Source organism: Achromobacter spanius, assembly GCF_002966795.1.
In the GTDB taxonomy this organism is placed as follows: domain Bacteria; phylum Pseudomonadota; class Gammaproteobacteria; order Burkholderiales; family Burkholderiaceae_B; genus Achromobacter; species Achromobacter spanius_D.
The window spans coordinates 5082783-5109285 of the sequence record NZ_CP023270.1 but is presented as its reverse complement, the minus strand read 5'-3'; the positions used below and the strand labels follow the sequence as shown (position 1 = coordinate 5109285).

Genomic DNA, 26503 nt, shown 5'->3' with positions numbered 1-26503 from the left:
TTCGTTCAACACAGATCAAACAGTCCGGGCGTTTTTCGCCGCAGTGACATCCAGCCTATTTAGAATGCCGGCGGGCGCAGACCGCCCGGCGCACGGTCATGCCGCGCGTCTTGAATCTCTAAAAGGCTTGATCTCATGTACCGTCATTCCCGCTTGCGCAGCCGCATCGCGCAATCGCTCCATCGTATTTGCGCGACGTTGCCTGTCCTTCTGCTTTCGGCGCTGCTTGCCCCGGCCGTGCACGCGCAATCTTCCGCGCCGCTTCAGTGCGGACTGTACGAGTACGACGGCGGCAAAGGCCAGATGCAGGTGCTGAGTTCCAACCTCATCCGCAAGAGCGCGCTGAACGGTCCCGAGCTGCTTTACTTCAAGATCGAAAACGGCAAGCTGGGCTTCTATAACCTGGATCTCGGCCTGGACGATGAATACAAGCTTGCCCCGGACGGCAAGTCGATCGACGTGGGTTTCGAACAGGTCTACGTCCTGAAGACGCCCGCGCCGTGCGCCGCGCCCACGGAACTGCCGCAGACCAAGGTCTGGCCGCTGTGCTGGAAGGCGGGCTTGATGGATTGCCTGAACGCCTACAACGAGACGTCCGTCAAGGAACTGGAGAGCATGTGCGCGAGCGGCCTGCCGTTCGTGTGCAAGAAGCTGCCGGATGCCTGGCGCGAAGCGGGTGGACTGGAACCGGGCGAAGATGGGCAGCCCGCGCCGTTGGGCGAGGCGGCGCACAAGACGCTGCAGGCCGCGTGCCTCAAGGGCATTTCCGCCAGCACGTGCACGCTGGCGGCTGAAGAAGCCTGGACCGCGGGCCGATACCTGGATGCCCGGCCCATGCTGCAACACGCGTGCGCCGCGCCGATCGCCAGCGCCGATGCCTGCACGCTGGCCGACAGCCTGGCGCCGCTGACGGCCGAGGCGCTGGCACAGGCCGCGCCGGCTCAACTGCCGCAGGGCACCTTCAAGCGTCCCATCGGCACGTTGCGTGAACTGGTCTTTGCCGCGGACGGAAGCGTCAAGGGCGACGGATCGATGACCATGAAGGCCCGCCAGGAAGGCGGCTTGGTCAAAATGCAGCACAACCAGGGCGGCGACTACGTCTTCAAGCCGCTGGGTGATCGCTTGCTGCTCGGGGTCGATTACTGGAACCGCCTGGCGCTCTTCGTGCGGGCCGCCTGATAACGCCTGTCGCCTTCACCCCGGCAGGCGGCGCACCTGCAGCGTGCCGGTGGCGAAGGCGAATTCGTACTCGTAGACGCCTACGACGGCGTAGGCATCGGGGCCGTGCGGTGTGTCCTGCGGGACGATGCCGCGCAGCGCGCGATGGTCGCGTAGCAGGTCTCGCGCAGGTTCGCTTGCCTTTCGGTCACGATATTCGGCGCGGGCAGGGCGGCGGCATCGACTGTCCACCATGCATCGGCTCCGTGTTCGAGGCTTTGCAGCACGGTTGCCGGCTCGCCGCCAACGAGTTCGATCCGCGCGTGATAGCCCTTGTCCGGCACGGCGCGATACTCCGCGCGTTGCGCGGCGGAGATCACGCTGATCGATGGTTCAGGCGCAAGGCCGGCATGCAACCGGGCGTCAGAAACAATCGCAACAATAAATGACGCCTGTTTGATCCGGGATAGACGGGCGCAAGCGCTTCCCAAGCCTTTGGCGGCATCACCATGTGTTTCAGCGGACAAACCGAATATTGCGATCCGTACCAGAGCCGGTAGGATGCGCGCACATTGCTCCAGTCCATTCCCCTAAGGATCGATTCCATGTCCCTGCCGCGCCCGCGACTTGCTCTTTCTGCCCTGACCCTTGCCTTGACCCTGTCGGGCTGCGTCACGATCCCGGATTCGAACGGCGAGGGCACCGCGGACGACAAGCGTTATGGGCAGCTGGTCGATCTGATCGGCGAGGCGCTGAAGGATGGCATGTCGGTGGTGCTGGTGGCGGACCTGATGCCGCACGCCACGCTGAAGGACGCCATGCAGATGACGACGTGGACCGGCAACACCGTCTGGATGTTCGAGCCCGATCCGCGCATCACGTTCGGGCGCAAGTTCCAGAACAACTCGCTGCAACGCGACAAGGACACGACCTACCTGTTCAAGGCCTTCGAGGTCCACATTCTGCCGCCCGGCAAGTACCTGCTGACGGGCGGGGACGATTACAAGCTCAATGCCACGCTCAATCAGGTCGGCGCGAAAGCCGGACCGGTTGGCTCGGGCCGCGGCGCCAACGGCACCACGTATCTGTCGCCGGAGCTGTATCGCGAGTTCTACAAAGAGACCAATTGGCACGAAGGCACGACGAACACGCAGACCCGCACGCAGAAGGTCTGCACGGCCGTGCACCGCGCATCCGGCGCCTGCGTGGCCTGGGGCGAGCAGCAGGTCACCGAGACCACGCCGGGATCGCGTGCCGGCTACTACGAAGACACCACGTCGCGCGACATCCCCGCCATCAAGGTGCAATCCCGTGTGGTGCCCAAGCTGGCGCTGGCCAGCTTCACGCTCAAGGGCGGCGACCTGGTGCTGAGCCAGCGCATGCACATGAAGACGCCCAGCTACCAGTTCAAGCAGTCCGCCTGCCGCGCGGTCGATCCCAAGATGATCGAGTGCCCGCTGGAGGACTTCACGGTGTACACGTGGCCGGCGCCGTTAGACTTCGCGCAGAAGTATTTCGCGCAGCGCACCAACCTGACCGACGCGCAGCGCGAGCTGCTGGCCAAGCTCAAGCCGATGCAGATCACGCCGTTGGGCAAGCAGGGCATGCAGGACCCGGTGTGGGGCGTGCCGCTGTCGCTGGGCAAGGGCAAGTAATACGGAATCGCGAAAATTTCATATTGAATGAGTTTGATTCTTAGTTATACTCGGACACATCTGTGCGGGCGGTTATGCCGTCCGTGCGGATCTCCGGTCTACGTACCAATGCAGCGGGCGTTTCGGCTTCGGCGGAACGTTTCGGTACGCCGGCGGGCCGGCGCATAAAGACAATAAAAACCAGCAAGGCCGCTCGCTTTTCGAGAGGGAATTTCCGACATCGCCTCGCCGTCGCGAGTGGGCGGGCGCATTGCGCTTGCCCGGCGGCAGCGCATACGGCAATCGAAGGTTTTTCTCGCGGGCGAGCGCGATTGACAGCATCACCCAAGCGCATTCCCCGAGCGCCGACGCATCGGCAGATCGACCCGTCGAACGTCCGCCGCGCCCGCCGTCCTTCGTACAGAACCTGGAGCACTGCATGCCTGTCCCCACCCGTCGCCGCAAGCTCGCGATCGCCTTGTCCGCCGCCCTGGGCGCGCCCACCGCTTTCGGCCCCACCGCCTTCGCGCAGACGTCCGGCGCCAATCAGCCGGTTCCCCAATTGCCCGCCGTCACCGTGACGGGCGCCAGCGAGAACAAGCCGGATGAAATGCCGCCGGTTTACGCGGGCGGCCAGATCGCGCGCGGCGCGAGGCTGGGCATGCTGGGCAATGTCGACATGATGAGCACGCCGTTCAACGTGACGTCGTACACGTCGGAACTGGTGTTGAACCAGCAGGCGCGCAGCCTGGCGGACGTGATGGCAAACGATCCGGGCGTGGTCAGTGCCGGGCCGTGGTTCTTCGACAACTTCAATATCCGCGGCTTTGCCGTCAACCGTGCGGAGATCGGTTTCAACGGTCTGTACGGCATCGCCAATTCCGAGGGCGTGCAGCTTGAAGGGCTGGAGCGCATCGAAGTCCTCAAGGGGCCGAGCACGCTGCTCAACGGCAGCGCGCCGCGCGGCACGGCGGGCGGCGCGATCAACCTGGTGCCCAAGCGGGCAGACGACACGCCGCTGACGCGTTTCACGACCAGCTATGTGGGTGACGCCAACCTGGGCGCCAACGTGGATATCGGCCGGCGCTTTGGCCAGGACAACAAGTTTGGCGTGCGGCTCAATGCCGCCTATCGCGACGGCGAAGGCTCGGTGGATAACGAAAAGCCACGCGCCTCGAACGTGACGCTGGGGCTGGACTACCGCGGCGAGCGGCTGCGGGCCAGCGCGGATCTGGGCGCCAGCAACCAGAAGGTCAGCGGCGCGCGGAACAACTATTTCGTCACGACCGCATTTCCGCCGTCGGCGCCGCGCGGCGACATCAATCCCTATCCGTCGTGGTCGTATCAGGACAAGGACTATGCGTTTGCGATGGTGCGCGCCGAATACGACCTGACCCGCAACTGGAGCATCGGCGGCGCATTCGGGCTGGCTGAGACGACGCGCAAGGCCAATTCGCCGTGGGGCGTCATCATCAACGACGCCGGCGACCTGGATTTCACGGCGTTCGGGCTGAAGGAACGCAACAAGACGCGCAGCGGCGAGCTGAACACGCGCATCCAGTTCGACACCGGTCCCATCAAGCACAGCGCCGTGCTGGCGGTGACCGACTACGACTCGAAGGTCAGCGCCTATCAGCCGCAGTCGTCGTGGAACGAATTCAGCAACATCTATCACCCTAGCAGCCTGTCGGAGCCCGACAACTTCAGCCTGGACGGCACGATGGTGCCGCAGAACGATATGACGTTGCGCAGCTATGCCATCACCGACACCTTGTCGATGCTGGACGAGCGCGTGCTGCTGACGCTGGGCATGCGGCATCAGAAGATCGACGTGAATTCCTACGTCTGGAACACCGGCGCGTGGCAGTCCAACTACACCCGCAGCGCCAACACGCCGGCGGTGGGCCTCGTCGTCAAGCCGACCGACAAGCTGTCGCTCTACACCAACTACGTCGAGGCGCTGGCGCAAGGCGCGGTGGCGCCGGCCACGGCAGTGAACGCGGGCGAGGTGTTCGAGCCGTTCGTGTCCAAGCAGTTTGAAGTGGGCGCCAAGATGGACTGGGGCACGTTCTTCACGTCCCTGAGCGCCTTTCAGATCAAGCGGCCCAGCGGGTTCCTGGGCGCGGACAACGTGTATCGTCTGGCCGGCGAGCAGCGCAATCGCGGACTGGAGTTGTCCGTCGCAGGCGAGGCCGCGCGCGGTCTGCGGCTGTTGGGCGGCGTGGCGTGGACCCGCGCGATCCTGACCGAAACCCCGGGTGGCGAATTCAACGGCGCCAAGGCGTCGGGCGTGCCGACGTGGTCCGTCAAGCTGGGCGCGGAGTACGACATCGCGCAGGTGCCCGGCCTGACCGCCACGGCGCGCATGATCTACACGTCTTCCATCCCGTGGGACGCGGACAACAACGCGACCGTCCCGGCCTGGACGCGTTTTGACGTGGGCGCACGCTACGCAACGCGCATCGCCGACCGTAACGTGGTGTTCCGCGCGGCCGTGGAGAACGTGTTCAACCGCCGGTATTGGGATTCGTCGCCCGCGTACCAGATGGTCACGTCCGCCGCGCCGCGCACGTACATGCTGTCGGCCAGCGTCGACTTCTGATGGCTGCAGGCCGGCATCGGCTGGGAGAGCGCCAGACATGGGTCTGGCTGCACCGCTACGCCGGTCTGCTGACCGCGCTGTTTCTGACGGTGGCGGGGCTGACCGGCAGCATCCTGGCGTTTGGCCACGACATCGATGCCTGGCTCAATCCCCGCTTTCACCAGGCGCGATCGGCCGCGCCGCCGCTGGGCTTTGATGCGCTGGCCGCGCGCATCGAGGCGTCGGATCCCGCGCTGCGGGTCGACTACGTGACGCACGATGGCACGCCCGGCCGCACGGCGCTGGCGTTCGTGTCGGCGCGCGCGGGGAATCCGCCGCTGGGCTTCGACGAGGTGTACGTCGATCCCGGCACCGGCGAGATCCAGGGCAAGCGCTCGCGCCGGGCCTGTTGCCTGCAGGCCGAAAGCTTCGTGCCCTTCATGCTGCAGATCCATCACAGCCTGTATGTGCCGGGCTTGTGGGGGTGGTGGTTCATGGGAGGCATCGCGCTGATCTGGCTGGTGGACAGCTTTGTCGGCTTCTACCTGACCCTGCCCCGTGGCGGGCTGCGCGTGGCGAAATGGAAGCCCGCGTGGCTTATCAAGCGCGGCGCGGGATCGTACCGGCTGAACCTGGATCTGCACCGCGCCTTTGGGTTGTGGCTATGGCTGGCGCTGGTGCTGCTGGCGTTGAGCAGCGCATACCTGAACCTGCGCGAAGAATTGTTCCGACCGGCCTTGTCGGCCGTGTCGACGTTGACGCCGATTCCCACGGCCAGCACGCCGCCTGCGGGCCGCGATGCGCTACCGGTGGTGGGCTTTGACGCCATCCGCGCCCGCGCTGACGCGCACGCCCAGGCGCAGGGGTGGCGGCAGCGCGTGAGCGGCGTCAGTCACTTCAGTGAACTGGGTCTGTACCTGGCGCTGTTGTGGCCGTCGCATTACGACCGGGGGCGTGGCCTGGGATCGCCCATGCTGTACTACGACGCGCACACCGGTGCGCTGGTGGGGGTGACGCAGCCCGGCCGCGGCACGGCGGCCGACGTCTTTACACAGATGCAGTTTCCGCTGCACAGCGGCCAGATTGGCGGCCTTGCCGGCCGCATCGTGGTCTGTGCGCTGGGGCTGGTGGTCGCGATGCTGAGTGTGACGGGCGTGGTGATCTGGTGGAAGAAGCGCCGTTCGCGGGACGTGTCGGCGCGTCGCGCGGGGCGGGCCTGAACTTCGCGCCCGACGCCTTGCCGGATTGCTACTAACGGTTGATGGTCGTAGTCATTCCGGCTACTTGAGTGGCCGAATAACTGCGCATAGATTGACCAAGGCCGATTTGCCTTCGCGCGAATCGACCGTATGGATGGTCCGCAGCCGAAAGTCTTCAGTGGTGCGTTTTCTCTGTGTTCTTCAGGGAGCCCATTCTTGGACGTCCACCCCCTCCTTGCAGGCTTGTGCGCTTCAGGCACAAGCCGTCTTCCCCCGCCCGCGTGCAAGATCGCCGCCTCGTCCTGCGGCCGCGTGCTGCCGCCCGTTTCCCGTCTTTCCCTCTGACCTTGATCCACGGAGCGTGCCCGCCACATCGACACCGAATGCGTATTAGCTAGAAAAAATATCGTCGTGCATGTTGGAAGTCCCCTTAGTGAACTTCGCCAAGTACATCCATTAGGAGCGATAACAATGAAGCTAACTCGCCGCAAACTGAACGCAGGGGGATTGGCCCTGCTGGCTGCAGGATCGCTGGGGCCGGCGTTCCGGGCCTCAGCCGCCGCCTCTGAAGGGCTGGTGGCAAATCTGCCGGAAGCCGACGACCGTTTCGTCACGGCCACCGACGCCTACATCTATGCTTATCCGCTGGTGACGATGGAGATGACCCGCCGGGTGATCACCAACGTCGCCGAACCCAAGGGCACGCGCGCGCCGATGGGCCAGCTCATCAAGCTGCGCCAGTATCCGGACGCCAAGTTCCGAGACGTGACGGCGCCGAACGCCGACACGCTGTACACCACGTCATTCTTCGACGTGGGCGACGAGCCCTGGGTCGTCAGCCTGCCCGATCTGAACGGCCGCTACGCGCTGTTTCCGCTCTTGGACGGCTGGACCACCGTGTTCGACGTCCCCGGCAAACGCACGACCGGCACCGGCGCGCAGACCTTCATCGTGACGGGGCCGGGCTGGGAAGGGACCGTGCCGCAAGGCATGAAGCAGTACAAGTCGCCGACGAGCATCGTCTGGCTGCTGGGCCGCATCTATTGCACGGGCACGCCCGAAGACTACGCCGAAGTGCACAAGCTGCAGGACCAGGTGAAGCTCGCGCCGCTGAGTGGTTGGGGCAAGGACTGGAAGGCGCCGCAGGGCAAGGTCGATTCGGCCATCGACATGAAAACGCCGGTGCGCGACCAGGTCAACAACATGGATGCGACCGAGTATTTCTCGCTGTTCGCGCAGCTGCTCAAGCGCAATCCGCCGACCGCGGCAGACGCGCCCATGGTCGAGAAACTGGCGACGATCGGCATCGTGCCGGGGCAGGATTTCGACAAGTCCAAACTGCCCGCCGACTTCGCCAAGCGAGTGCCGGAAACCGGCTTCGCACGCATCATGGCGCACTTCCGGTCCAACGATGGCGACATCCAGCACATCGACGGCTGGGGCTTCACGACCAAGACGGGGATCTACGGCACGAACTACCTGCAGCGCGCCTTGATCACCGCGATCGGGCTGGGCGCGAACCGGCCGCAGGACGCGGTTTATCCGACCTCGTTGCGCTCGGCCAATGGCGCGATCCAGCGCGAATACCACGGCTCGGAAAAGTACGTGCTGTCCTTCCGCAAGGGGATGGCGCCGCCCGTGTCGGGGTTCTGGTCGCTGACCATGTATGACCAGAATTACTTCTTCGTCGATAACCCGCTGAACCGCTATTCCATCAGCGAACGCCAGCCGCTCAAGCGCAAGCCGGACGGGTCGATTGATCTGCTGATCCAGAACGAATCGCCAGGTCCGGAGATGGAGTCGAACTGGCTGCCGGCGCCCAAAGGCCGGTTCATTCTGATGATGCGGCTCTATTGGCCGAACGAAAGCGATCCTTCCATCATCAATGGCTCGTGGACCGTGCCGCCAGTGCGGCGGGTGAGCTGACGCGGTCATGGCGGCAGGGCGCGCCCCGGGCGTTTCCGGGGCGTGGCCCGCCTGTCTGGATACGCCTTCGGGCCGGAGGATACGCGATGAAAATGCACGTCATTGCCTGTGCGGCATGCGCGGCGCTTCATGCCGGGGCCGTGATCTCGGCCGAGCCGCAGGCCGCGCCCGCCGTCAGCGCGGCCGCTTCCGATGAATGGCAGTTCTCGGTGTCGCCGTATTTATGGGCGCCGGCGCTGTCGGGAAAGATCACGCACCGGCGGCTGCCCCCCGTCGACGTCGATGCGAGCTTCGACAAGATCTTCGACAACCTGGATTTCGCGGCCATGCTGATGGGCGATGCGCGCAAGGGAAGGTACAGCATCTTTGGCGACCTGCTGTACGTGAAGGTCGGCGCGCAAGGCGACACGCCGCGGGGCATCCTGGCCGACAGCGCGGACGTGAAGAACGAGTCGTTCACGGGCATGATCGGCGCCGGCTATTCGGTGCTGGACCGGTCAGAGCACAGCCTGGACGTGGTGGGCGGCCTGCGGGTCTGGTCGGTGGACAACAGCATCAGGTTCAATGGCCCGCTGACACGCGGCACAAAATATAGCGACAGCGCGACGTGGGTGGACGCCATGGTGGGCGTTCGCGGCACCTACAACTTTCATTCCAAGGCTTACTTGACGGGCTGGGGCATGATCGGCGCGGGCGGCGCGCAGGCGGACTGGGACCTGGGACTGGGCGTGGGTTACAGCTTCAACAGGTCGGTGTCGGCCGTCGTCGGTTACCGCGCGATGGGCGTGGACTACGAACGCAACGGTTTCAAGTACGACGTGGTGCTGCAGGGGCCGATCGCGGGGGTGACGATCCGGTTCTGATGGCGCTGCCCGGCGCTGCGCTCAGCGCAGGTCGGCCACGTTGACGGTCGCGGCGCCGCAGGCCTGCACCAGTTCAGGGTCATGGCTGGCAAACAGCACGACGCGATCTTGCGCCCAGCGCTTGAAGACGTCCGCCAGCACGCCGCGCGCCTGCGCGTCCAGCCCATTGCTGGGCCCGTCGGCCACGACGACCGCCGGATTGCCCAGCGCGGCGGCGGTCAGATAGACCTTGCGCCGCGTGCCCGTGGACATCTGCTCGAATCGCTTGTCCAGATGCGGCTCAAGGCCAAGCTGACGTGCCAGTTCCCGGATCGAATCGTCCAGCATCACGCCTTTGGCCTGGGCCGCCTGTTCCAGCAGGCCGCGCCCCGTCTGCTCGGGAAACGCCATGCAGTTGTCCGGCACGTAGGCCAGCCGGGATTGCGCCGCTTGCGGTGCATCGCGCAGCGAGTGGCCGTCGATGTGCACGTCGCCGCCGTCCGGCGCCAGGGCGCCCGCGATGATGTTCAGCAGGCTGGATTTGCCGGTGCTGTCCTCTTCGCACAGCGCCACGCATCCTGGCGCAAAGGTATGCGTCAGTCCCTGGAACACGATGTAGTCGCCGTAGCGCTTGCTGAGATTTTCGATGCGTAGCATGCGGCAAGTGTACGAGAGGAAAGCCGGCCGTGGGTTGTGGTGTCCGGACGCGGCCGTTAGCATCGGCGGCTACCCCCACACAAAAACCGGAGACTTCATGACTGCGCCCATTCCTGAATTCACCCATGCCCTGGTGACGCGCGACGCACGCGGCGTCTACACCCTGCAGATCCACGACGCCAAGAGCCTGAACATCCTGGCGTCGGCCGTCACGCTGAGTCTGACCGAGGCGGCGCGCTGGATTGCGGCGCAGGACGACGCGCGCGCGGTGGTGGTTCGCGGGACGGGCGAGAGGGCGTTTGTGGGCGGGGCCAATATTTACGAGATGGCCGAGCTGGATCCGCCCGGCGCGCGTTCGTTCATCACGCGGCTGCGCGAACTTTGCGAGGCGGTGGCGGACATTCCCGTGCCGACCATCGCGCGGTTGCCAGGTTTCTGCCTGGGCGCCGGCATGGAGCTGGCGGCCGCCTGCGATATCCGGTTGGGCTCGGCGGACGGGGTCTTCGGCATGCCCGAGGTGCGCGTCGGCATTCCCTCCGTAATTCATGCGCTGTTGTTGCCAGCGCTGATCGGCCAGGGCCGGACCAACTGGCTGCTGCTCACCGGCGAAACGGTGGATGCGGCGCAGGCGCGGGATTGGGGGTTTCTTGAATTCCTATGCGAGGCGGGCGGGCTGGACGCGCTGGTCGAACGCACCGTGGCGCCGATTGCCGCCAGCGGTCCGCGCGCCGTGCGGTCACAGAAGGCCTTGTTGCGCTACTGGACAGAATCGTCGATCCAGGCGGGTTTGGACCGTAGCGTCGAAGCTTTCGGTGAGGCCTTTACCACTGACGAGCCGCGCGAGTGCATGGCGCCGTTCCTGGCGCGCAAGCGGCATCGCTAGGCAAGAAGGCGGGGCGCGGCCCGCCGCTGGCCGTCGGCTGCAGTGTTTGCGCGGGTCTGCTTCGCGCATCCGGACAGGAACGCCATGTGCTGACAGCAAGGCTTGTCATCGCGCAAGGAGCCGACATGATTGCCGAAGCGAATGAAATGGAACGCTGCATCGATAGCTGTCTGACCTGTTATCGCACGTGCGTAAAGACTGCAATGCACCATTGCCTGGAAGCCGGGGGCGAGCACGTCGAGCCGCATCATTTCCGGCTGATGATGGGCTGCAGCGAAATCTGCCGCACCGCAGCGCACTCGATGTTGGTGGGCGTGGAAAACCACAAGGTCATCTGCGGCGCCTGTGCCGCGATCTGCGACGACTGCGCGGCCAGTTGCGAGGGCATTGAAGGCATGGCCGACTGCGCGCGCGTGTGCCGCGAATGCGCCGAGAGCTGCGTCAAGATGGCGTCTTAGCGATTCTGAAGAGGGCAAGCAATGGCAGGCCCCGCAAGCGGGGCCTCGTTCGGATCACTTCCGAAGATGCTCGCGCACGGCGGTGGCCGACGGCCCCACGGCTTTCACAGCGTCGCGCAGTTGGGATTCGCTGACGCCGAGCGCCTCAGTCCAGTAGCGCAGCTCGTGCGGTTCGTTGACGTTGATCCGGGAACGGTCCTGGGGACCGCGCTTGCTCAGGTCGTCTGACATGTTTCCATCCTCCGGGTTGAGACGTCCCGGAGGTCAGCAAGCCGCATGCCCGTTGCCGGCGGGCGCCCCGGTCATTGCACCCGGGTCGGGGTCGCCACACGCGAGGTCTGGGCGGGCATGCGTTCGACTGTCAGCGCATCCGGTTCAGCCGTGGACGGCCGGACCACCACGGTCTTGTTCGCGCTGGCCGCGCCCAGATTGGGCAGGTCAGTCGGACGCGCCGCGACGGCCGTGAACGGACCGCCGCCGCTGGCCGGGACGCCGTCCAGCGTCAGGTTGGCGGCCCAGGTGCCGCTGCGGCGCGACAGCACTTGATAGCGCTGCGGCGCGCCCGCGGCACGGGCAACGACGTACAGCGTGCCGTCGACCAGGCTGATGGCGGGGGGCGACGCGGCGTCGGCGTCCAGCTTGCCGAGCTTGCCGTGTTCCAGCAGCCAGAGCTGTCCGCCCGCGCGCTCCAGGATGGCGAGCACGACCTGGCCGTCATTACCGGCGTGGATGGCGGGGCGGCCAATGAACGGCACGCCCATGTCCGTCGGGGCGCTCCAGTCCATGTCCAGATCGGTGGTGTCGCCCGCTTCGACCAGCTTGGTCAGGTGGTTGTTGGCGCGCTGCCGGAAGTAAAGCTCGACGCGGTCTTCGTGGTTGCGGATGGCGGCCAGTCCGCCGGCGGCTTCCGGCGCGGCGACGCGGCGCCAGGCTTGCCATTCCGACCGCTGGCCCTTGGCGGCCGGGAGCTGGCGGGTATAGAAGAGTTCGCCCTTGGCGGCGATCGCAAACACGACGTAGCGCCCATCCGAACCGCGCGCGGCGGCGGGGGAACCCGAGGCGCCCTCCAGCGGCGGCAGCGCCTGCCAGGTGCTCCAGCTGCCGTCGATGCCGGACGGCGCGATCCAGTGCAGCACGCCGTCATAGCCCAGCGCGACGGCGGCGGCCTCGCCGCGTGGCGCGACGGCCGGGATCTGCGTGACGCGCAGGCCACCCAGCGCCTGCCAGCCCTGCCAGGTGCCGTCATGGCGCTGCTTGTTGGCCCAGACGCCGCCGAGCGGGTCGCGCGCCATCAGGCCGGCCGTGCCGTCGGCGTGGGCAAACGACACCACGGGCCCGGTGGTGCGGCCGCCCAGGCTGTGCCAGCGCTTTTCGCCGGAATCCCAGCTGTTCACGGCGGCGTTGGTCTCGCCCGCCGCAAACACGACTAGACCGCCGCGGCCGTCGGGGTAAACCTGCGGCGCGACGTCGTGGCGTGACACGTAATAGGCGCGCTGGACCCATGCGGCAGCGGGGCCGGCGGGTTCCTGGCAGCCCTTGGGACCGGCGCAGTAGTGGTAGTCGTTCCACGCGTAGTGCTGGAAGATCACCGACTTGCTCGCGATTTCCGCTTCCGCGAGGTTGGTGGCGCGTTCCTGGCTGGGATAGTCGATGTAACCCGTTTCTGCATAGTTGCCGGGCGCGCGCAGCATGGCTTCGCGCGCCAGCCGTGCGCTGGCGATGTGGTCGGGGTGCCCGTGGCCCGCGCAGCGCCAGCAGAGCTGGGTGTAGGGCACGCTGATCGTGTCGTCCAGGTGCCGCACGGTGGTGGGGCCATATTGGCGGATCATTTCGGCCAGCGTGTCCACAAGCTGCTCGCGCGTGTAGACCTCGGGATGCGGGCCCAGGGTATCCACATTCTGGTTGGGTTCGGATTCGGTGCGGCTCAGCGGCGTCAGGCTGCCCCAGCCCTTGCCCAGCCACGGATCCTTCAGCCGCATGTGCCACAGCTGCACCCGGGGGTTGCCGGTCAGCGTAAAGCGCGCAATCTGGCGGCCCGCGACGATGCCGGTGTCTTCCTTCCACGCGTCGGGCTGATGCGCCATGTAGGCGTAGGCGGCGCGTACGCCCCGCTCGCGGCCCAGCATGTAGCCTTCGCCTTCCCCGGCGTCGCTGGCGGTCAGGTAGACCAGGCGCACGCAGCCGCCGGCCTCGATGTTCGAGGCGACGTCCGGATTCATGAAGAGCAGGTCGTCATCCAGGTGGGCGACGAAGGCCAGGTCCTTGATGCCGTGGCACTCGGCCAGCGACGGCGGCGCGGCCAAGGATTGGGTGGAGAACAGGGCTGCGGCCAGGCAGCAAAGCGCCTGGCACAGCGGGCGCAGCAAGGCAGTCAAAGCGGGCATAAAAAAAGCGCTGCAGGTTGGAGGTGCAGCGCGTCTTGAGGTGGTAAAGAGTGCGGAAAGTATAGCTGCGACGCGGACGCGGGCTGCAATAGGCGCTTGCCCGGTGTGGTGCGGGGCCGACGTTTTGCAATGCGATAAACGGGGACGTCTGTGAGGCAGAGGCGAAGTGAAAAGGGGACGCGTAAATAATCTGAGGGAGCATGAAAAAGGGGACGCCAATCATGACGTCCCCTATTCGTTCAACGCGCCGATTCGGTGCTGACCACCAGCTTGTCCGCGCGCGCCGTGCGCGTCCGGCGTTCCAGCATCACCGCCCACAACCACAGCGGCATGCTGGCAATCGCAAGCAGGCTGCCGACCCAGCCGGTCGACGTCCAGCCGAACCCGGCGGCAATCGCAAGACCGCCCAGGAAGGGGCCGAGCGCGTTGGCCGTGTTGAAGGCCGAATGGTTGAGCGCCGCGGCCAGCCCTTGGGCGTCGCCCGAGACGTCCATCAAACGCGTCTGCAAGACGGTGCCCAGCGCGCCGCCCACGCCCACCAGGAACACGTTCAGCGTGATCAGCCAGACGTTGTGCGCCATGAACGGGAAGAGGGCCAGCACCACGGCCGACCACAGCAGCAGAAGGCCCGCGGTGCGCATGACGGCGCGATCGGCAAACACCGGCACGACCATGTTGCCCACCGTCAGGCCAACGCCAAAAGCGCTCAGCACCAACGGCACCATCCCTGGCGTCACCTGCGTGACGGCGGTCAGCGTGTCTGCGAGATACGTATAGATGGAGAACAGCCCGCCGAAGCCGACGGCGCCAATCGCCAGCGTGATCCAGACCTGGCCGCGGCCCAGCGCGCTCAGTTCGCGCAGCGGGCTGGCCTTGGGATCGGCGGCGGTGTCCGGCGCGTAGGCGCGCACGCTCAGCATGGTCAGCACCGCCAGCAGCGACACCAGGCCGAAGCTCCAGCGCCAGCCGATGACCTGGCCCAGCCAGTTGGCCAGCGGCACGCCGACGATGGTGGCCACCGTCAGGCCCAGGAACACGCGGCCCACGGCCACGGTGCGCCGGTTGGCCGGCACCATGGAACTGGCCACCAGCGAGGCAATGCCGAAGTAGGCGCCATGCGGCAGACCGCTAAGAAAGCGGAAAAACAGCATCCAGTGGTAATTGGGGGCGATGGCGCTCAGGCCGTTGCCGATGGCAAACAGACCCATCAGCGCGATCAGCAGCCGGCGGCGCGGCATGCGGGCGCCCAGCACGGCCAGGATGGGCGCGCCCACCACGACGCCCAGTGCGTAGGCGCTGATCACGTGGCCGGCGGTGGGGGCGTCGATGCCCAGCGACTGGGCGAAATAGGGAAGCAGGCTCATCGTCGCGAATTCGGTGGTGCCGATCGCGAAGCTGCCAACGGCAAGCGCCAGCAGCACCAGGGCGGGCCGGTGCTGCGCGGAAACGGAATGGGACATGGAGACTACAAAGAGAGGATTGCGAAATGCTGCGATGCAGCAGGGGCATTGTAGAGGGCCTAACCTGTCATTTGCATGTCGGGTTGTCTCGGCATGGTCACACCGTCACCACATTCAGCCCGCCATTGGCCAGGACTTCCGGATTCGCGCCCGACACGAACAACCGGAAATCGTTGTGCGCGAAGTTGCCGATCACCTTGGCCTGCGTGGCGATAAGGGCGCCGGCATCGCCGTTGGTCAGCAGGTTGTTGCCGGTGACGGCAGCGTCGAACGCGGGGAAATGGCTGTAGGCCTCCAGCGCGTTGTCGGCCGCGCGCAGGCAGCGCCACGCGGCAAATTCGCCGCCCGTCTGAATGATGGTCAGCATGGCGCGCGCCGCCTCGGCCCCGAGCCGCAGGCTGGACAGATGGTTGCTTTGCAGCATGAACGTGCCGTCGCCTTCCGGCACCATCTTTCCCGTGCGGATGCCGCCGCCCAGCAGCTTCAATTGATCGGTCGTCAGTTCCGGAAAATCCCCTGACTCCGCAAAGAGCGCAATGCCGCCGCGCAGGCGGTTGTCGCGCACGGTGGTGTCGGCGTCGTTGTCCAGCAGCGCCAGCGCGCAGGACAGCGGATCGGCCAGCAACGCGGCGGCCAGCGCGGCGATGGCGGGGCGCAGACGTTTGGTTGCGGGCGTCTCGCGGCCAAGCTGCGTGGCCAGCGACGTCAGCGCCGACTGGATGCGTGGCGTCATCGTCAACACATTGCCCGCAGTGCCGGCGCGCAGCAGCGCGGCGATCTCCGTGGTCATGGCCTTGCGCGCGTCCATGGGCTGGCGCGACAGCGCCGAGGCGGCGCGATCGTCGTCATCGTCCAGCACAGCATCGGGGGAAAGCGCGCGCTTCAGCGCGGCCAGCGTCGGGGCGCGGGCGAAGAGCTGGTCGAGGCGTTCGGCGTTGCCGCGGCCGGCGGCATAAAGACGGCAGGTTTCGATGTGCACGCGCCGGCTGCCGTCGACACGCACCAGGCTGTTGCCGGGGCCGGCCGGCCCCGCGCAATCGACGCGCGACAGCCGCAGGTCGGCGCATTGATTGAAGGCGATCGCGCCGGGTTGTCCGCGCCGCGTGATCACCAGGTCGGCGATGGAAACGCTGGCAAAGCCATCCAGGCTGAACATGCGTTCTTCCAGCATCAGCCGGCTGGCGGCTCCGCAGCCGTGCAGCATCAGGCGCACGCGCGGGCCCTTGATGATGAGGTCGTCCTCCAGCTTGTGTTCGCCCGGCGTCAGGCACAGGCAGATGTCCATGCGGTCCTGTCCGATGAGCGTGCGCAGCGCGGTGTCCAGCGTCGGGAAGTCGCCCGCGGGGCCAACGGTAAGGCAGCAGCCGCCGCCGTGCGTGCGCCGGCACAGCGCATCCAGGGCTTCTTGCACCGAATAGGCTTGTTCCGCGAGCAGGTCCGCGCAGTTGCGGGGGTCGTAGGCCACCTCGGATGCCAGCGCCAGGCTCGCCGTATAGCGCAGCGGCAGGTAGCGGTCGGACGCGGGCAGGCCCGCGCGCAGCAGTTGCGCGGTGGCGCGTTGCACGGGGCGGGCGGCATCGCACGCGAGCGACCAGGCAATGGATGCCACGCCGTCCGCGCCGGTGACCACGTCCTGCGTGGCCGTGCCATTGGGCAGGCGGCCGGCGTCCACGGTGAAGCGCACGACGGCGCCCGCCACCGGCAGGCTGCCGTTGGCCACGCCCGCGCGCAATTCGGCGGGCAGCGGCACCACGTCGGGCGTCATGGCGGGATTGGGCTTGACGCTCTGTCCGTCGCCGCCCGCGTAGTAAAGCTGCGTCAGTTCCGTCAACGCGGGAAAGAGCGGGCGGCAGTCGCTGACGGCGGTCCACGCGCCGCCCTGCCAGCGCAGCAGGGCCAGCCGCGCAAACGCCCGCAGGACGCCGGCGGGCGCATTGAAGGCGGGCTTGCCGTCGGGCATCTGCGGCCATTCGATCGACGCGGTGGCGGTGCGTGCGGGAATCAGCCAGTAGTCGCCCACGCGCAGGCGGCCTGGGGAAAACTTGATCTCGACGCCGTCCTGCTCCAGCTCCACCCAGCCGGCGTTGGCGCTGTTGATGGGCGCGGGCGTGATTTCCGCGACGCCGTCCCAACGGCGCACGCGCGGATTGGACGGAAAGCGCGCCGCGTCCAACGGATGACCGATCAGGCTGGCCGGGTCGATGGTGACCGTGTTGCCGTCGGTGCGCACCACCTGCGCCAGCGGCCCCGGCTGTCCCAGCAGTTCGTGCGTGTCGTCCAGGAACTCGACCCAGCAGCCCGCGGTGATGGCCAGCACGTCGTCGCGGCCGATGCTGGCGACCTCGAATTCGTTGGCCACGGGGTCGTCCAGCCAGCGCACGACGCGCGACAGGATGCTGCCGTTTTCGCGCGACCACTTGTAGCGCGCCTTGCCCGCGCCGGCGCCGTCGTGGTGGATCTCGATGCGGTAAAGATGATTTTCCAGCAGCCGGTAGCCCGCGTCGGGCGGCAATTGGCACGGCGTCTTGGGCGGCACGCTGGCTTCGGCGCGCGCGGCCATGCGCGCATCGGGCGGAGCGGTCAGCGCATCCCACGCCGGCAACGCCGACAGGCAGGTGAGGGCGGCGTCGGGCGCGCCCACCTGCATCAGCTTGACCTGCCACACCGTCTTTTCGCGGGTGGCGGTGTCGGGGCCGCCCAGTGCGACCTCGCGCATGCTGGTGTCGCCGGCCGGCAGGTCCAGCGTGCACAGGTGGCGCTGCCACGCTTCCAGATAGGCCAGGTACATGCCCTCCGGCGGCGGCGCGGCTTGTCCACCCGATCCGAAGACGACGACGCCGTCGATGTCGGCCGGCGTGAGGGCGGGCGGCGGCAGCGGCAGGACAGACGCGCCAGCCGGCAGCACGGGCGATGCCGTCGGCGGCATGTCGGGCTGCTTGGCCACGGTGGCGGGCTGCGGGTTTTCGCACAGGAGGCCGTCCAGATACAGGCGGCCGGCCGACAGCGACAGGTCCTTGCCCGCGGGCGCCAGCGCAAAGCCCGGCGCCTCCAGCGGCACGCCCACCGGGCCGACGATGTCCGCCGTCTCGGTTTCGATGCGGCGGTTCAGGATGTCCTGCTGCTCGTTCCAGTCCGAATCCATCTGCACGCGGCCCTGCTGCATGCGGACGGCCCGGTAGCGCCGGACGGGGTCGAATGTGAGGCGGCTGAGATCGGCTTTCATGATGTTGTTCCCGAAGACAGGGGGCTCAGTTCACGGGGATCAATCCCGCTTCGAGTCCGAAGCGCAGATACTCTTCCAGCGCCTGCCGCAGATTGGCTTCGCGCTGGGCTTGCAGCAGGAAATTCCAGGCGCCCATTTCGGCGCCGTTGTCCGCGCCTTCGCGGATCTCTTGCGCGCAGCCGCGCGCCAGTTGGCCGTACGCCGGCGACCCGAACTGCGTCGATGTAAACGACGGGGCCACGCGCGCCGCCGCGCGTTTTGCGGCCGCGGCGCTCAGATCCTGCATGGCCAGGTCGGGCTGGCAGCGGTAGCGGCGCGGCGTGACCGACGGCATGGGGACGTGGCAATAGCGCACGCACCCTTCCTGGCGGCGGTTGATGACTAGCGGGCCGCCGAACAGCGTGTTGGAGGCGTCGAGCCGTCCGGCCGCCACGCGCCCGAACAGCGTGCTGGCCAGCACGCGCAGGGCGCTGTCGTCCACGTCGACGGCAGCCGCGGCGCTGCCTTGCGCGTCGATCAGGCAGGCGTCGAGTTCGACCGAGGCAAGCGGCGTGGCGCAGCGCACCGGCCCGCAAATGCAGCGGGTAAGGCTCAGTTCCAGCTCAGGTGCCGCGCCGCTGTGTCGCACGCCGCCGCGCGCGGGCGCCAGCGTGCAGTGGCGCAGCGCCACGGCACGCAACGCGCCTTCCAGCCGCAGGCGGCCGTCAACCAGCAGCCCGTCAAGCCGCACGCGCGTGCTGGCATTGCCGCGCAGCCGCCAATCGCCCCGCAGCACGGGCCGGCGCAGGGGGGCTGCCTCGATCGACAGGTGCGTGTCGGGCAGCACCAGATCGGGGGCGATGACTTCCGTGCCGTCGTGGTCCAGCACGATGCGCGCCCGCTGGCCCGCCTGCACCGTGGCCAGCGCCGCCGCCAGCGTGGGCGTCGCCGCGGAGGGCACGCGCAGTTCGATGTCGAAGGCGTCTTCGGATGCCGCATCTGCTTCATCGCCAGCCTGGACGCTGCGGTCGTAGGGGCCCGCGCCGATGTCGCCGGGAAAGCCATACGCGTAGCGCACCTGTACCGATTGCGCCGTGACGCCGGGCGGTAGCGCAAGGTGTCCGCGGCGCGGGTCCAGGCCCACCAGCACGCCGCCCGCAGCGGGAAAGCTGCGGTCCGGGCGCCCGGGCTTGCGAGCCTTGACCAGCAGGGACGCGTCGGGCCGTCGCCAGTCTTCGGGGGAGACGCCGGGAATGGGCGCCAGGTTGCAGATGACCAGATGCTCGGGCGGCACGGCCTGTCCGTCCAGCCATACCTGCACGACCGGGCCGCCGCCGCCCGCGGCAAACCACCCTTGCGGCGGCGCGTCGCCGTCGGTCAGCGCCTGGCGGCGCGCTTCCAGTTCGGCATGCAGATCGCGCCAGGACAGTGGTTCGGGCACGTTGAGCGGCTCGGCCAGATGGTCGATGTCGGTCTCTGTGCGCGGCCGGTTGAAGAGCGGCTGGTCGCGGCCCAGCGGGTCGATGGTGTAGAAGCCATCGAGCGTGGTGGCGGGGGCGGCGTCGCCGCGCTGCACGGTGTAGGACTGCAGCCGCCACAGGAAGAGCGCGACGTTGGGCAGGTTGTAGCGCCCCGCAGGCAGCGCGCGCACGTCGGCCGTGTGCAGCTCGGCGCCGAAGGGGCCATCGACCCGTTCCATCGCCCGGGAATCGCGCAGGTCCGGCGTGCGCAGCGCGTGCGGGCGCGGGTGGTTGACGTGCTGCGTGGTGGCGACACGCTCGAAGCACTCGGACACGCGGCTGCGCCAGCCCGTGGCGTCGGCGGCCAGCTCTTCCAGCACCAGCGCGGTGCCCTTGCGGCGGCGCAGCCGCAGTGTGTTGGCCACCAGCGCGCGAGGCGAGAAAGCGGTGCCTACGGGGTACAGCGCGCGCACGCCGAGCAGATCGCCCAGGTACGGCACCACCCAGTCGTCGCAGGTCTCGATGAACCAGTTGTCGTAGAGCCGGTCCACGTCGGCGTCCAGCAGCGCGCCCTGGCGCGCCAGCACGTCCAGCAGCGCGCGCAGCGGGCCGCCGGCCGCCGCGTCGCGCTCGCGGTAGAAGGCCGGCAGCAGGGCCATCAGCGCATCGGCATCCAGGCGGGCGTTCATGTGCGTTCCGATAACAGGATGCCCGCCGGGTCCGGGCGCAGCAGTTCGGCCGGTTGCAGGCTGTCTTGTTGCCACCGCGCGGTGCGGGCGGGCAGCGTGGCGTCAGGTCCATTGCTGCGCCGAGCAGTGAAACGGGACAAACCCACACCTGAGCCCGCGCTCAGTCCCGCATCCTGTCCCCCTTCGAGCACCAGCGAATCCAGGTCCACCCACTGCACGCCCGGCACGCCTTGCAGCACCGACAGCACTTCCGCGCCGTGCACCGGCTGGCCGAATGCGCGCGCGGCAAAGCCAAAGGCCTCCAGCACGCGGGCGCGGGCCGCCTGCAACACCTTGGGCGGCTCGTAGCGGGGATCGATGCCCAGACTGGCCCGCAGGCCGAAATCCAGGTAGCGGCACGGCGCCACGCGCAGCGGCTGATAGGGCGGCCGCGCCCCGTCGATGGCCGCAAGCAGGTTGCGGTATAGCTCGCCTGCCGGATCCAGCGCGGCGCCATCCTCGCCGGCGACGGTCAGATGCACGAGCCGTTGTTCCCCATCCCACAGCCACACCGCCTGCGACTTGCCGATGCCGGTGAACGCGGCGGCAAAATCCTCGAAGTCGCGCAGCGAGACGATGCGGTCCAGCGTGCGCACGCGCAGCGGCGCATTGCGGCGGGCGGCGTCGCCGGCTTCGGGATCCACGCCGCCGGTCGCGGGCGCCGGATTGACGACCGCCTTGACGCCGGGCGCCCGCGTAAGCAGCACGCTCAACTGGCCGGGCGCGACATTGCCTTCGCGGCCCAGACCGACGCGATAGCGCGCCTCCACGTTGCCGGAGCCGGATGGCAGGCGCGCGCCGTGCAGGCCGTCGCCGAACTGCACGGTGGCGCCGCCGCTGTCGTCCAGCCGCAGCAGATAGGCGCGATCGTCCGGCGCCAGTTCCGTGATGCGCGGCGCCTCGGTCCACAGCAGGCCATCCACGCGAACCTCCAGACTGCTCGCCGCGCCGCTCGCCGTGGGCGCGGGCACGAACGTCAGCGGCTTTTGCTGCAGCGTGAAGCGCTGGAAGGCCCGGTTGCCCGCGCCGCTGCCCAGCACCTCGGGCTGGATGCGCATCTGCCGGCTGTCGCCGTGGCTGGCCGGCGCGACGTTGGCGTTGATGCGCACCGTGGCGGGCAGATAGGCGTGCGCCAGATCGGCGTCCAGGAGCAGCGACGTGCGGCCGCCGGCGCTGTCGTTGCGCTGGATGCGCACGATGTCGCTGGCGTCAGAAAGCGTGACGGTGACGCGCGCCCCGTCCTCGAATTCCAGATCGGCGCTGGCGCGGTCGCGCGCCACGCGCACGTTTGCCAATGCATCGCCACGCAACAGCCGCTCGCGCGGCGCGGTGTTGGCGGCGTCGCTCTCGTCCAGGATCAGCCCCGACACCGCCAGCACGCGCTCTTGCGGCAGGTCGGGCTCGTACGACGCCAGCACCAGCGCGTGGCCCTGCGTCAGGCCGGAAGCGGGACGCACGCCCCAATCCAGCGCGTCGGATTCGCCATAGGCGGTGGTCTCGCGCACGGCGTCGTTGAACTGTTCGCGCAGGCGTTCCCCGCGCAAGGTCAGGCGGGTGGTCGGTCCGGCCAGCGCAAAGCCGGTCCGCGCATCGGGCCCGGCGTCGGCAATGCGGTAGAGCTCTTCATACCCTGGCATGGACAGCACGGCCCAGCCGCCGGTCACCCATTTCGGATAGACGGCATCCAGGTGCACGCCGTGCACGTCGGCGGGGAACAGGCTGGCGGCGGGTATCGTCTGGCGCGCCAGGCCGGGTCCGGACCACGCGAGCGCAAGGGTGGCGTCGCCGCTGGCCTCGTAGTAGTCGATGCGGATGTCGTGCTTGCGTCCCGCCATGAGCCGGGCGCTGGCGCTGTATTCGGTGGGCGATTGCTCGCGCCACTGGTCGATGAGCAGGTTGCCGTCCACCCACAGCCGCACGCCGTCGTCGGCCGTGACATGGAAGGTGTAGCTGCCGCTGCCCGGCGCGCGCACCCAGCCAGTCCAGCGCACGCAGAAGTTGTCCGCGGGTACGCCGTCGCCGGGACCGCCTGCGGCCCAACGGAAATCCAGCAGCGGATCGGTGCGCGTCATTACGCGTTCGCTGAAGCTGCGGCCGCGGTAATACTCGCCGTACAGGCCGGACCCCGCGCCGCTCGTGCCGGGCGGGTCGGAGATGTCGGCCAGCGTGTAGCCGGGCCACTGCGGAAACTGGCTGAAGGACGGCTTGGCGTCGTCGGCCATGCCCAGATAGGCCGCGCGCAGCGTGGCGGGCATGGCGCGCCAGTCGGGCGCGTTGTAGCCGAACAGCCGCGATTGCGCGCGCAGCGCGTAGCAGCGCGGATTGCGGCGGGCGGGTTGCACGTGCGGAGCCGCGCTGCCCAGGCCGCGCTCCAGCGAGATCAGCGTGTAGGCGGGGGCGCCGTCTTCGCCGGGACCCGGCACGTATTCGCGAACCTGCGTCAGGCGGCGGAAGTCCCAGTTTTCGTTGCCCGGATCGCGCACGCGTTCGTCGCCCACGACCAGCACGGCATCGCCGGGCTTCAGGCGTGTGGCGGCCCCGGCCAGGCACAGCGTGCGTGCGCCAAAGCGCGGCGGCGCCGGTTCCAGCCACGCCAGTTCCAGCGCGTTCCAGGCGGCGCGCGCCTCGACGGCCTGCAGGGTCTCGAATGTCTGCGCGCGTTCGTCCTGCGCGGGCACGCTTTGCGCGCGGGTCCAGGGTTCGACGCGCGCCTGCAACGGCGCGCCGGGCGCGGTTTCCAGCGAGAACGCCAGCCACGTCGTTGCCGCCACACCGGGCCGCAGTTCGTAGCCGATGGCCCGCGCCAGCGACTGCACCGACCGGCGCTCGGTCGCGGTCCGCAGATAGCCCTCGTTGCCGATGCGCTCCTGATAGAACGCCAGCACGTCCAGCACCGCGGCCCACGCGTCGAACAGGGCGATGACGGGGTCGTCACGGTCGCGTGTGGTCAGCGCGGCCAGCGCCGGCGATCGCGCCAGGTCCGCCGTCAGGCTGGCAAGAAAGCGGCCATGCGTGCCGATGCGTAGGCGCAAGGCGGGCTGGCCCGGCGGATTGTCCAGGTCGGACGGTGTGAGCGCAGGCTGGCCGGCGCAGCAGCCGCAATCGGCGGGGGTTGTCATGATCCGCCCTCCACGATGAAGTCGATGCGGCCGTTCTCGGGAAAGTTCGGGTCGCCGTCGGCGCGCAGCACTTCCAGCGGCGCGGCCAGCAGACGGCCCGTGTCCAGCTCGCCCGCGGGGTCGCGGCCCCAGCGCTGGAAGCGTTCGGCCCGCGCCGACGCCACGCCCGGCACGGCCATGACCGCGCGCATCAGCGCCGACAGCGCCAGCGGCGTGCCGAAGGTGTAGCGGTCGGGATGAAAGAAGCCCGGCCGGCCCGCGCGGTCCAGGCCCGCGGTGAAGGCATCGCGCAGCGCCGCCTTCACGTCCGCGGCAAAGTGGCCGGGCGCCGCGCAGACGCGCACCAGGATGTCGAGCGGCACGTGCACGGGATCGGAGAATTCCAGGTCCTGCCCGGCCAGCCGGAAGCGCTCCATGAAGGTGCGCAGCGTGGCGCGAAAGGGCGCGTCCACCGCCAGCCCGCCGCGCCGGTCGACGGTCAGAAAGACGGTGTGCCAGCTGCCCGTCCAGCGCAGCCGGGCCGCCGCGCGCTGCACCTGCGGATGGCGTTCGGCCAGGCGCGCATAGTCGTCGGCCGTGACCGCACGTTCCTGCACCCGAAAGGCCTCGGGCGCGTTGAGCTTGATGGCGTCGGCCGGTTCCGGCGCCGCGCCGCCCTGCGCGGGCAGGGGATTGCGCACGCGCGCCACGCCCAGCATCAGGTCCGGATCGTCGGTGACGAGCGCGCCGATGGCCTCGGCGCCCACGTTGCCCTCTGATCCGCCGCCCAGCCGGTAGCGCGCCAGCAGGCGTTCGCCGGCAACGGGGGCGGCGCCGTAGCGGTTGTCGCCAAAGCGCAGCCAGGCCGCGCCGTCGGTTTCCGTTTCGACGACGAACTCGCGTGCGTCGCGCGCGCTGGCCAGCAGGCTGCGCTGAGGCGACCACGCCGGGCTGGCGGGGGCGGGCACGTCGCCGGGCTGATTGGCGTCGTCCGCCTGCAGCGACATGCCGCTGGGCAGCGCGCGGCGCGGGTCCTGCGCCAGCGCCGCGCCGGCGGGCAGCAAGGCGGACACGGCGAGGTCATGCCGGTAGGGTTCGGCGCAGGCCAGACCCGCGTCCGGCAGGCGGGGGCGGTAGGGCCGCGAGGCCGGCGCGTCGCGCGCGGTTGCGGTGTCCGGCAGCAACGGCGTCCAGTCCCGCTGCATGCCATGGTCGGCCAGGACGACGTTGCCCCGCGCCACGGACACGGCCCGCTTGACCAGCGCGCCGCCGTCGTCGAACTCGCGGCTGACGCACAGCGGAAACGGCAGCGCGTCGTCCGGATGCCAGGCAATCAGCAGCAAGTCGGTGCCGGTCAGGTCGTCGCGGCCGGCGCGGGTGTCAAGCAGGCGCACGGCCACGCGATGCGTGCGGTCGGCGTCGGCCTTGCGGCCGGTCAACGGGTCGATCGTTTCCTCGAACACCAGCACGTCGCCGGGGGCAAGCGTCAGCGGCGGATCGTTCACCAGCGCCGCCTGCGTCTGGCCGCGCGGCAGGCAGTAGGCGGGATCGGCGAAGTCGTGCAGAAAGATGCGGCTGTGCGCGGCGTGCAGCGTCAGGTCGTGCAGCGTCTCGAACACTTCGATGCCGGCCGCGGGCAGCCCGTCCAGCGCGTCGCGGCGGCGCACGGGCGCGGCAAGCGCGGCCTCCGGCGCGCTGGTCAACAGCGGCGTGCCGGCCGGGATGACCTTGCCATCGCCCTGCGCGTTCGCTTCAACGGCGACGAAGACGCGCGCGTTGCAGCCGTCGTGCAAGGGATAGTCCAGAAGGCGCGCGTGGCGGCGCAGCGAGGTCCGGCGGCGCGCGGTGTCCAGATAGGCCTCGGTGGCGGCGGCGTCCTGCGCATAGGAAAGATGGTCGGCCACGTAGGCCAGCGTTTCCACGAGGGCGACGGTGAAATCCGCGGGATTGCGCTCGGTGAAGTCGGGCATGCTTTGCGACAGGCGGTCCAGCATCAGTCGCCGGAAGCTCTCGTAATCCTTTGCCAGGTAATCGAGCAGCGGCTCGGGCGGCGCGGGCGCATCGCAGACGTGCGAATCGGCGCAGTCGAACTCCGATGGGCAGCCCGCCTTGAAGTTGATCTCGATGGTGGACAGGCACAGGTCAAAGCCCGGCGCCGGCGCGTCGGGATCAGCCGGGTTGACGAGCGCGAGCGTGTACCACGAGAAGTCGCCGGCCTTGTCCACGGTCAGCCGGATCTCGTTGCCGGACAGCACCGGGTCCGCGGCCAGCGCGATGCCGCGGATGCGCGCGCCGCCTTCGATGCGCACGTGGGCGCGGCCGATGCCGGACACCGGATGCGCGCACACCACGCGCACCGTGCGCTGATCGGCCGCGTCAATTTCCACAAAAGCAATGCCGTTGTCGCCGGGCGGCTGCTGGGCGCGCAGCAGTTGCAGCCGGCGCGGGTTGGCGCTGCGGAACTGGCGGTTCATGGCAGATCCCGCGTAAAGCGCGCCAGCCGCCGTTGCTGGCCCTGGCGCAGCACGTACTGAACGTCGACCTGCAGCGTCGCATCGCGGTGCGCGACGTTGACCGATTCCACCGCGATGCGTTCGCCCAGCCACTGCTGCAACGCGCCCTGCACGCTCATCTGCACGGCGGCGGCCAGCGTGTCGCTGTTGGGCGCGAACACCAGTTGCAGCAGCCCGCAGCCGAAGTCCGGCCGGTTGACGCGCTCGCCCGGCACGGTGAACAGCACCTGCTCGATCATGTCGCGCACGTGCGTGGCGTCGTCGGCGTTGCGGCTGCGGCCGCGCGCGTCGGGTTCGAACGGAAAGCGCAGGATGGCCAT

General features: G+C 68.5%; 18 protein-coding genes. 8 read left to right on the top strand and 10 right to left on the bottom strand.

The window, feature by feature from the left end; translation table 11 throughout:
- Nucleotides 1-135: 135 nt before the first annotated feature.
- On the top strand, nucleotides 136-1179 hold the full coding sequence (locus CLM73_RS23215; RefSeq protein ID WP_105240427.1) for a hypothetical protein: 1044 nt from the start codon (nucleotides 136-138) through the stop codon (nucleotides 1177-1179).
- An 80-nt stretch (nucleotides 1180-1259) separates the two neighbouring features.
- On the opposite strand, the gene CLM73_RS29020 is transcribed toward CLM73_RS23215, so the two are convergent.
- Nucleotides 1260-1685, bottom strand: coding sequence for a hypothetical protein (locus CLM73_RS29020; protein ID WP_158685917.1), 426 nt, complete (start codon nucleotides 1683-1685; stop codon nucleotides 1260-1262).
- A 78-nt stretch (nucleotides 1686-1763) separates the two neighbouring features.
- Between CLM73_RS29020 and CLM73_RS23205 the strand changes: the two genes are divergently transcribed.
- From CLM73_RS23205 to CLM73_RS23185, 5 genes are all read left to right on the top strand, one after another.
- Nucleotides 1764-2813, top strand: a complete 1050-nt coding sequence (locus CLM73_RS23205) for a hypothetical protein (protein WP_105240425.1) — start codon at nucleotides 1764-1766, stop codon at nucleotides 2811-2813.
- A gap of 418 nt (nucleotides 2814-3231) precedes the next feature.
- The gene (locus CLM73_RS23200) at nucleotides 3232-5394 is read left to right on the top strand and encodes a TonB-dependent receptor (protein ID WP_105240424.1); all 2163 of its coding nucleotides are present in this window, start codon (nucleotides 3232-3234) and stop codon (nucleotides 5392-5394) included.
- Nucleotides 5394-6593: a PepSY-associated TM helix domain-containing protein gene (locus CLM73_RS23195; protein ID WP_105240423.1), complete on the top strand. Its 1200-nt coding sequence runs from the start codon at nucleotides 5394-5396 to the stop codon at nucleotides 6591-6593. The genes CLM73_RS23200 and CLM73_RS23195 overlap by 1 nt, the downstream gene beginning before the upstream one ends.
- A 450-nt stretch (nucleotides 6594-7043) precedes the next feature.
- A complete protein-coding gene (locus CLM73_RS23190) occupies nucleotides 7044-8498 on the top strand; it encodes a DUF1254 domain-containing protein (protein ID WP_105240422.1) in 1455 nt (484 codons plus the stop codon).
- A gap of 86 nt (nucleotides 8499-8584) precedes the next feature.
- Nucleotides 8585-9361, top strand: a complete 777-nt coding sequence (locus CLM73_RS23185) for a hypothetical protein (RefSeq protein ID WP_105240421.1) — start codon at nucleotides 8585-8587, stop codon at nucleotides 9359-9361.
- 21 nt (nucleotides 9362-9382) lie between these two features.
- On the opposite strand, the gene CLM73_RS23180 is transcribed toward CLM73_RS23185, so the two are convergent.
- The gene (locus tag CLM73_RS23180) at nucleotides 9383-9997 is read right to left on the bottom strand and encodes an ABC transporter ATP-binding protein (RefSeq protein ID WP_105240420.1); all 615 of its coding nucleotides are present in this window, start codon (nucleotides 9995-9997) and stop codon (nucleotides 9383-9385) included.
- 97 nt (nucleotides 9998-10094) lie between these two features.
- On the opposite strand from CLM73_RS23180, the gene CLM73_RS23175 reads away from it, so the two are divergent.
- Complete coding sequence (locus tag CLM73_RS23175; RefSeq protein ID WP_105240419.1) at nucleotides 10095-10880, top strand: enoyl-CoA hydratase; 786 nt, start codon at nucleotides 10095-10097, stop codon at nucleotides 10878-10880.
- A gap of 125 nt (nucleotides 10881-11005) precedes the next feature.
- Nucleotides 11006-11338 (top strand): four-helix bundle copper-binding protein, encoded by a 333-nt coding sequence (locus CLM73_RS23170; RefSeq protein WP_105240418.1) that lies wholly within the window; start codon nucleotides 11006-11008, stop codon nucleotides 11336-11338.
- A gap of 54 nt (nucleotides 11339-11392) precedes the next feature.
- Here CLM73_RS23170 and CLM73_RS23165 read toward each other — a convergent pair whose 3' ends face one another.
- The 8 genes from CLM73_RS23165 to CLM73_RS23130 all read right to left on the bottom strand — a co-directional run bounded on the left by CLM73_RS23165 (nucleotide 11393) and on the right by CLM73_RS23130 (nucleotide 26503).
- Nucleotides 11393-11569, bottom strand: coding sequence for a DUF3606 domain-containing protein (locus CLM73_RS23165; RefSeq protein ID WP_105240417.1), 177 nt, complete (start codon nucleotides 11567-11569; stop codon nucleotides 11393-11395).
- 71 nt (nucleotides 11570-11640) lie between these two features.
- Entirely contained in the window at nucleotides 11641-13722 is a 2082-nt protein-coding gene (locus tag CLM73_RS23160; RefSeq protein ID WP_105240416.1) for a PIG-L family deacetylase, read from the bottom strand.
- Nucleotides 13723-13961: 239 nt separating this feature from the next.
- Nucleotides 13962-15182 (bottom strand): MFS transporter, encoded by a 1221-nt coding sequence (locus CLM73_RS23155; protein ID WP_105240415.1) that lies wholly within the window; start codon nucleotides 15180-15182, stop codon nucleotides 13962-13964.
- Between the two features lie 97 nt (nucleotides 15183-15279).
- Nucleotides 15280-18405 carry a DUF6519 domain-containing protein gene (locus CLM73_RS23150; RefSeq protein WP_105240414.1) on the bottom strand — a complete coding sequence of 1042 codons (3126 nt, stop codon included), beginning with the start codon at nucleotides 18403-18405 and terminating at the stop codon, nucleotides 15280-15282.
- A gap of 25 nt (nucleotides 18406-18430) precedes the next feature.
- Nucleotides 18431-20533, bottom strand: a complete 2103-nt coding sequence (locus tag CLM73_RS23145) for a phage tail protein (protein ID WP_105240413.1) — start codon at nucleotides 20531-20533, stop codon at nucleotides 18431-18433.
- A complete protein-coding gene (locus CLM73_RS23140; RefSeq protein WP_105240412.1) occupies nucleotides 20530-23691 on the bottom strand; it encodes a putative baseplate assembly protein in 3162 nt (1053 codons plus the stop codon). The genes CLM73_RS23145 and CLM73_RS23140 overlap by 4 nt, the downstream gene beginning before the upstream one ends.
- Nucleotides 23688-26144 (bottom strand): putative baseplate assembly protein, encoded by a 2457-nt coding sequence (locus CLM73_RS23135; RefSeq protein ID WP_105240411.1) that lies wholly within the window; start codon nucleotides 26142-26144, stop codon nucleotides 23688-23690. Before CLM73_RS23135 ends, CLM73_RS23140 begins: the two co-directional genes overlap by 4 nt.
- Complete coding sequence (locus CLM73_RS23130) at nucleotides 26141-26503, bottom strand: GPW/gp25 family protein (RefSeq protein ID WP_056558520.1); 363 nt, start codon at nucleotides 26501-26503, stop codon at nucleotides 26141-26143. Before CLM73_RS23130 ends, CLM73_RS23135 begins: the two co-directional genes overlap by 4 nt.

Excerpts from the sequence above, each read along its gene's own strand:
- CLM73_RS23215 (WP_105240427.1), top strand. The coding sequence starts at position 136 with ATGTACCGTCATTCCCGCTTGCGCAGCCGCATCGCGCAATCGCTCCAT.
- CLM73_RS23205 (WP_105240425.1), top strand. The coding sequence starts at position 1,764 with ATGTCCCTGCCGCGCCCGCGACTTGCTCTTTCTGCCCTGACCCTTGCC.
- CLM73_RS23200 (WP_105240424.1), top strand. The coding sequence starts at position 3,232 with ATGCCTGTCCCCACCCGTCGCCGCAAGCTCGCGATCGCCTTGTCCGCC.
- CLM73_RS23195 (WP_105240423.1), top strand. The coding sequence starts at position 5,394 with ATGGCTGCAGGCCGGCATCGGCTGGGAGAGCGCCAGACATGGGTCTGG.
- CLM73_RS23190 (WP_105240422.1), top strand. The coding sequence starts at position 7,044 with ATGAAGCTAACTCGCCGCAAACTGAACGCAGGGGGATTGGCCCTGCTG.
- CLM73_RS23185 (WP_105240421.1), top strand. The coding sequence starts at position 8,585 with ATGAAAATGCACGTCATTGCCTGTGCGGCATGCGCGGCGCTTCATGCC.
- CLM73_RS23180 (WP_105240420.1), bottom strand. The coding sequence starts at position 9,997 with ATGCTACGCATCGAAAATCTCAGCAAGCGCTACGGCGACTACATCGTG.
- CLM73_RS23175 (WP_105240419.1), top strand. The coding sequence starts at position 10,095 with ATGACTGCGCCCATTCCTGAATTCACCCATGCCCTGGTGACGCGCGAC.
- CLM73_RS23170 (WP_105240418.1), top strand. The coding sequence starts at position 11,006 with ATGATTGCCGAAGCGAATGAAATGGAACGCTGCATCGATAGCTGTCTG.
- CLM73_RS23165 (WP_105240417.1), bottom strand. The coding sequence starts at position 11,569 with ATGTCAGACGACCTGAGCAAGCGCGGTCCCCAGGACCGTTCCCGGATC.
- CLM73_RS23160 (WP_105240416.1), bottom strand. The coding sequence starts at position 13,722 with ATGCCCGCTTTGACTGCCTTGCTGCGCCCGCTGTGCCAGGCGCTTTGC.
- CLM73_RS23155 (WP_105240415.1), bottom strand. The coding sequence starts at position 15,182 with ATGTCCCATTCCGTTTCCGCGCAGCACCGGCCCGCCCTGGTGCTGCTG.
- CLM73_RS23150 (WP_105240414.1), bottom strand. The coding sequence starts at position 18,405 with ATGAAAGCCGATCTCAGCCGCCTCACATTCGACCCCGTCCGGCGCTAC.
- CLM73_RS23145 (WP_105240413.1), bottom strand. The coding sequence starts at position 20,533 with ATGAACGCCCGCCTGGATGCCGATGCGCTGATGGCCCTGCTGCCGGCC.
- CLM73_RS23140 (WP_105240412.1), bottom strand. The coding sequence starts at position 23,691 with ATGACAACCCCCGCCGATTGCGGCTGCTGCGCCGGCCAGCCTGCGCTC.
- CLM73_RS23135 (WP_105240411.1), bottom strand. The coding sequence starts at position 26,144 with ATGAACCGCCAGTTCCGCAGCGCCAACCCGCGCCGGCTGCAACTGCTG.
- CLM73_RS23130 (WP_056558520.1), bottom strand. The coding sequence starts at position 26,503 with ATGGCCATCCTGCGCTTTCCGTTCGAACCCGACGCGCGCGGCCGCAGC.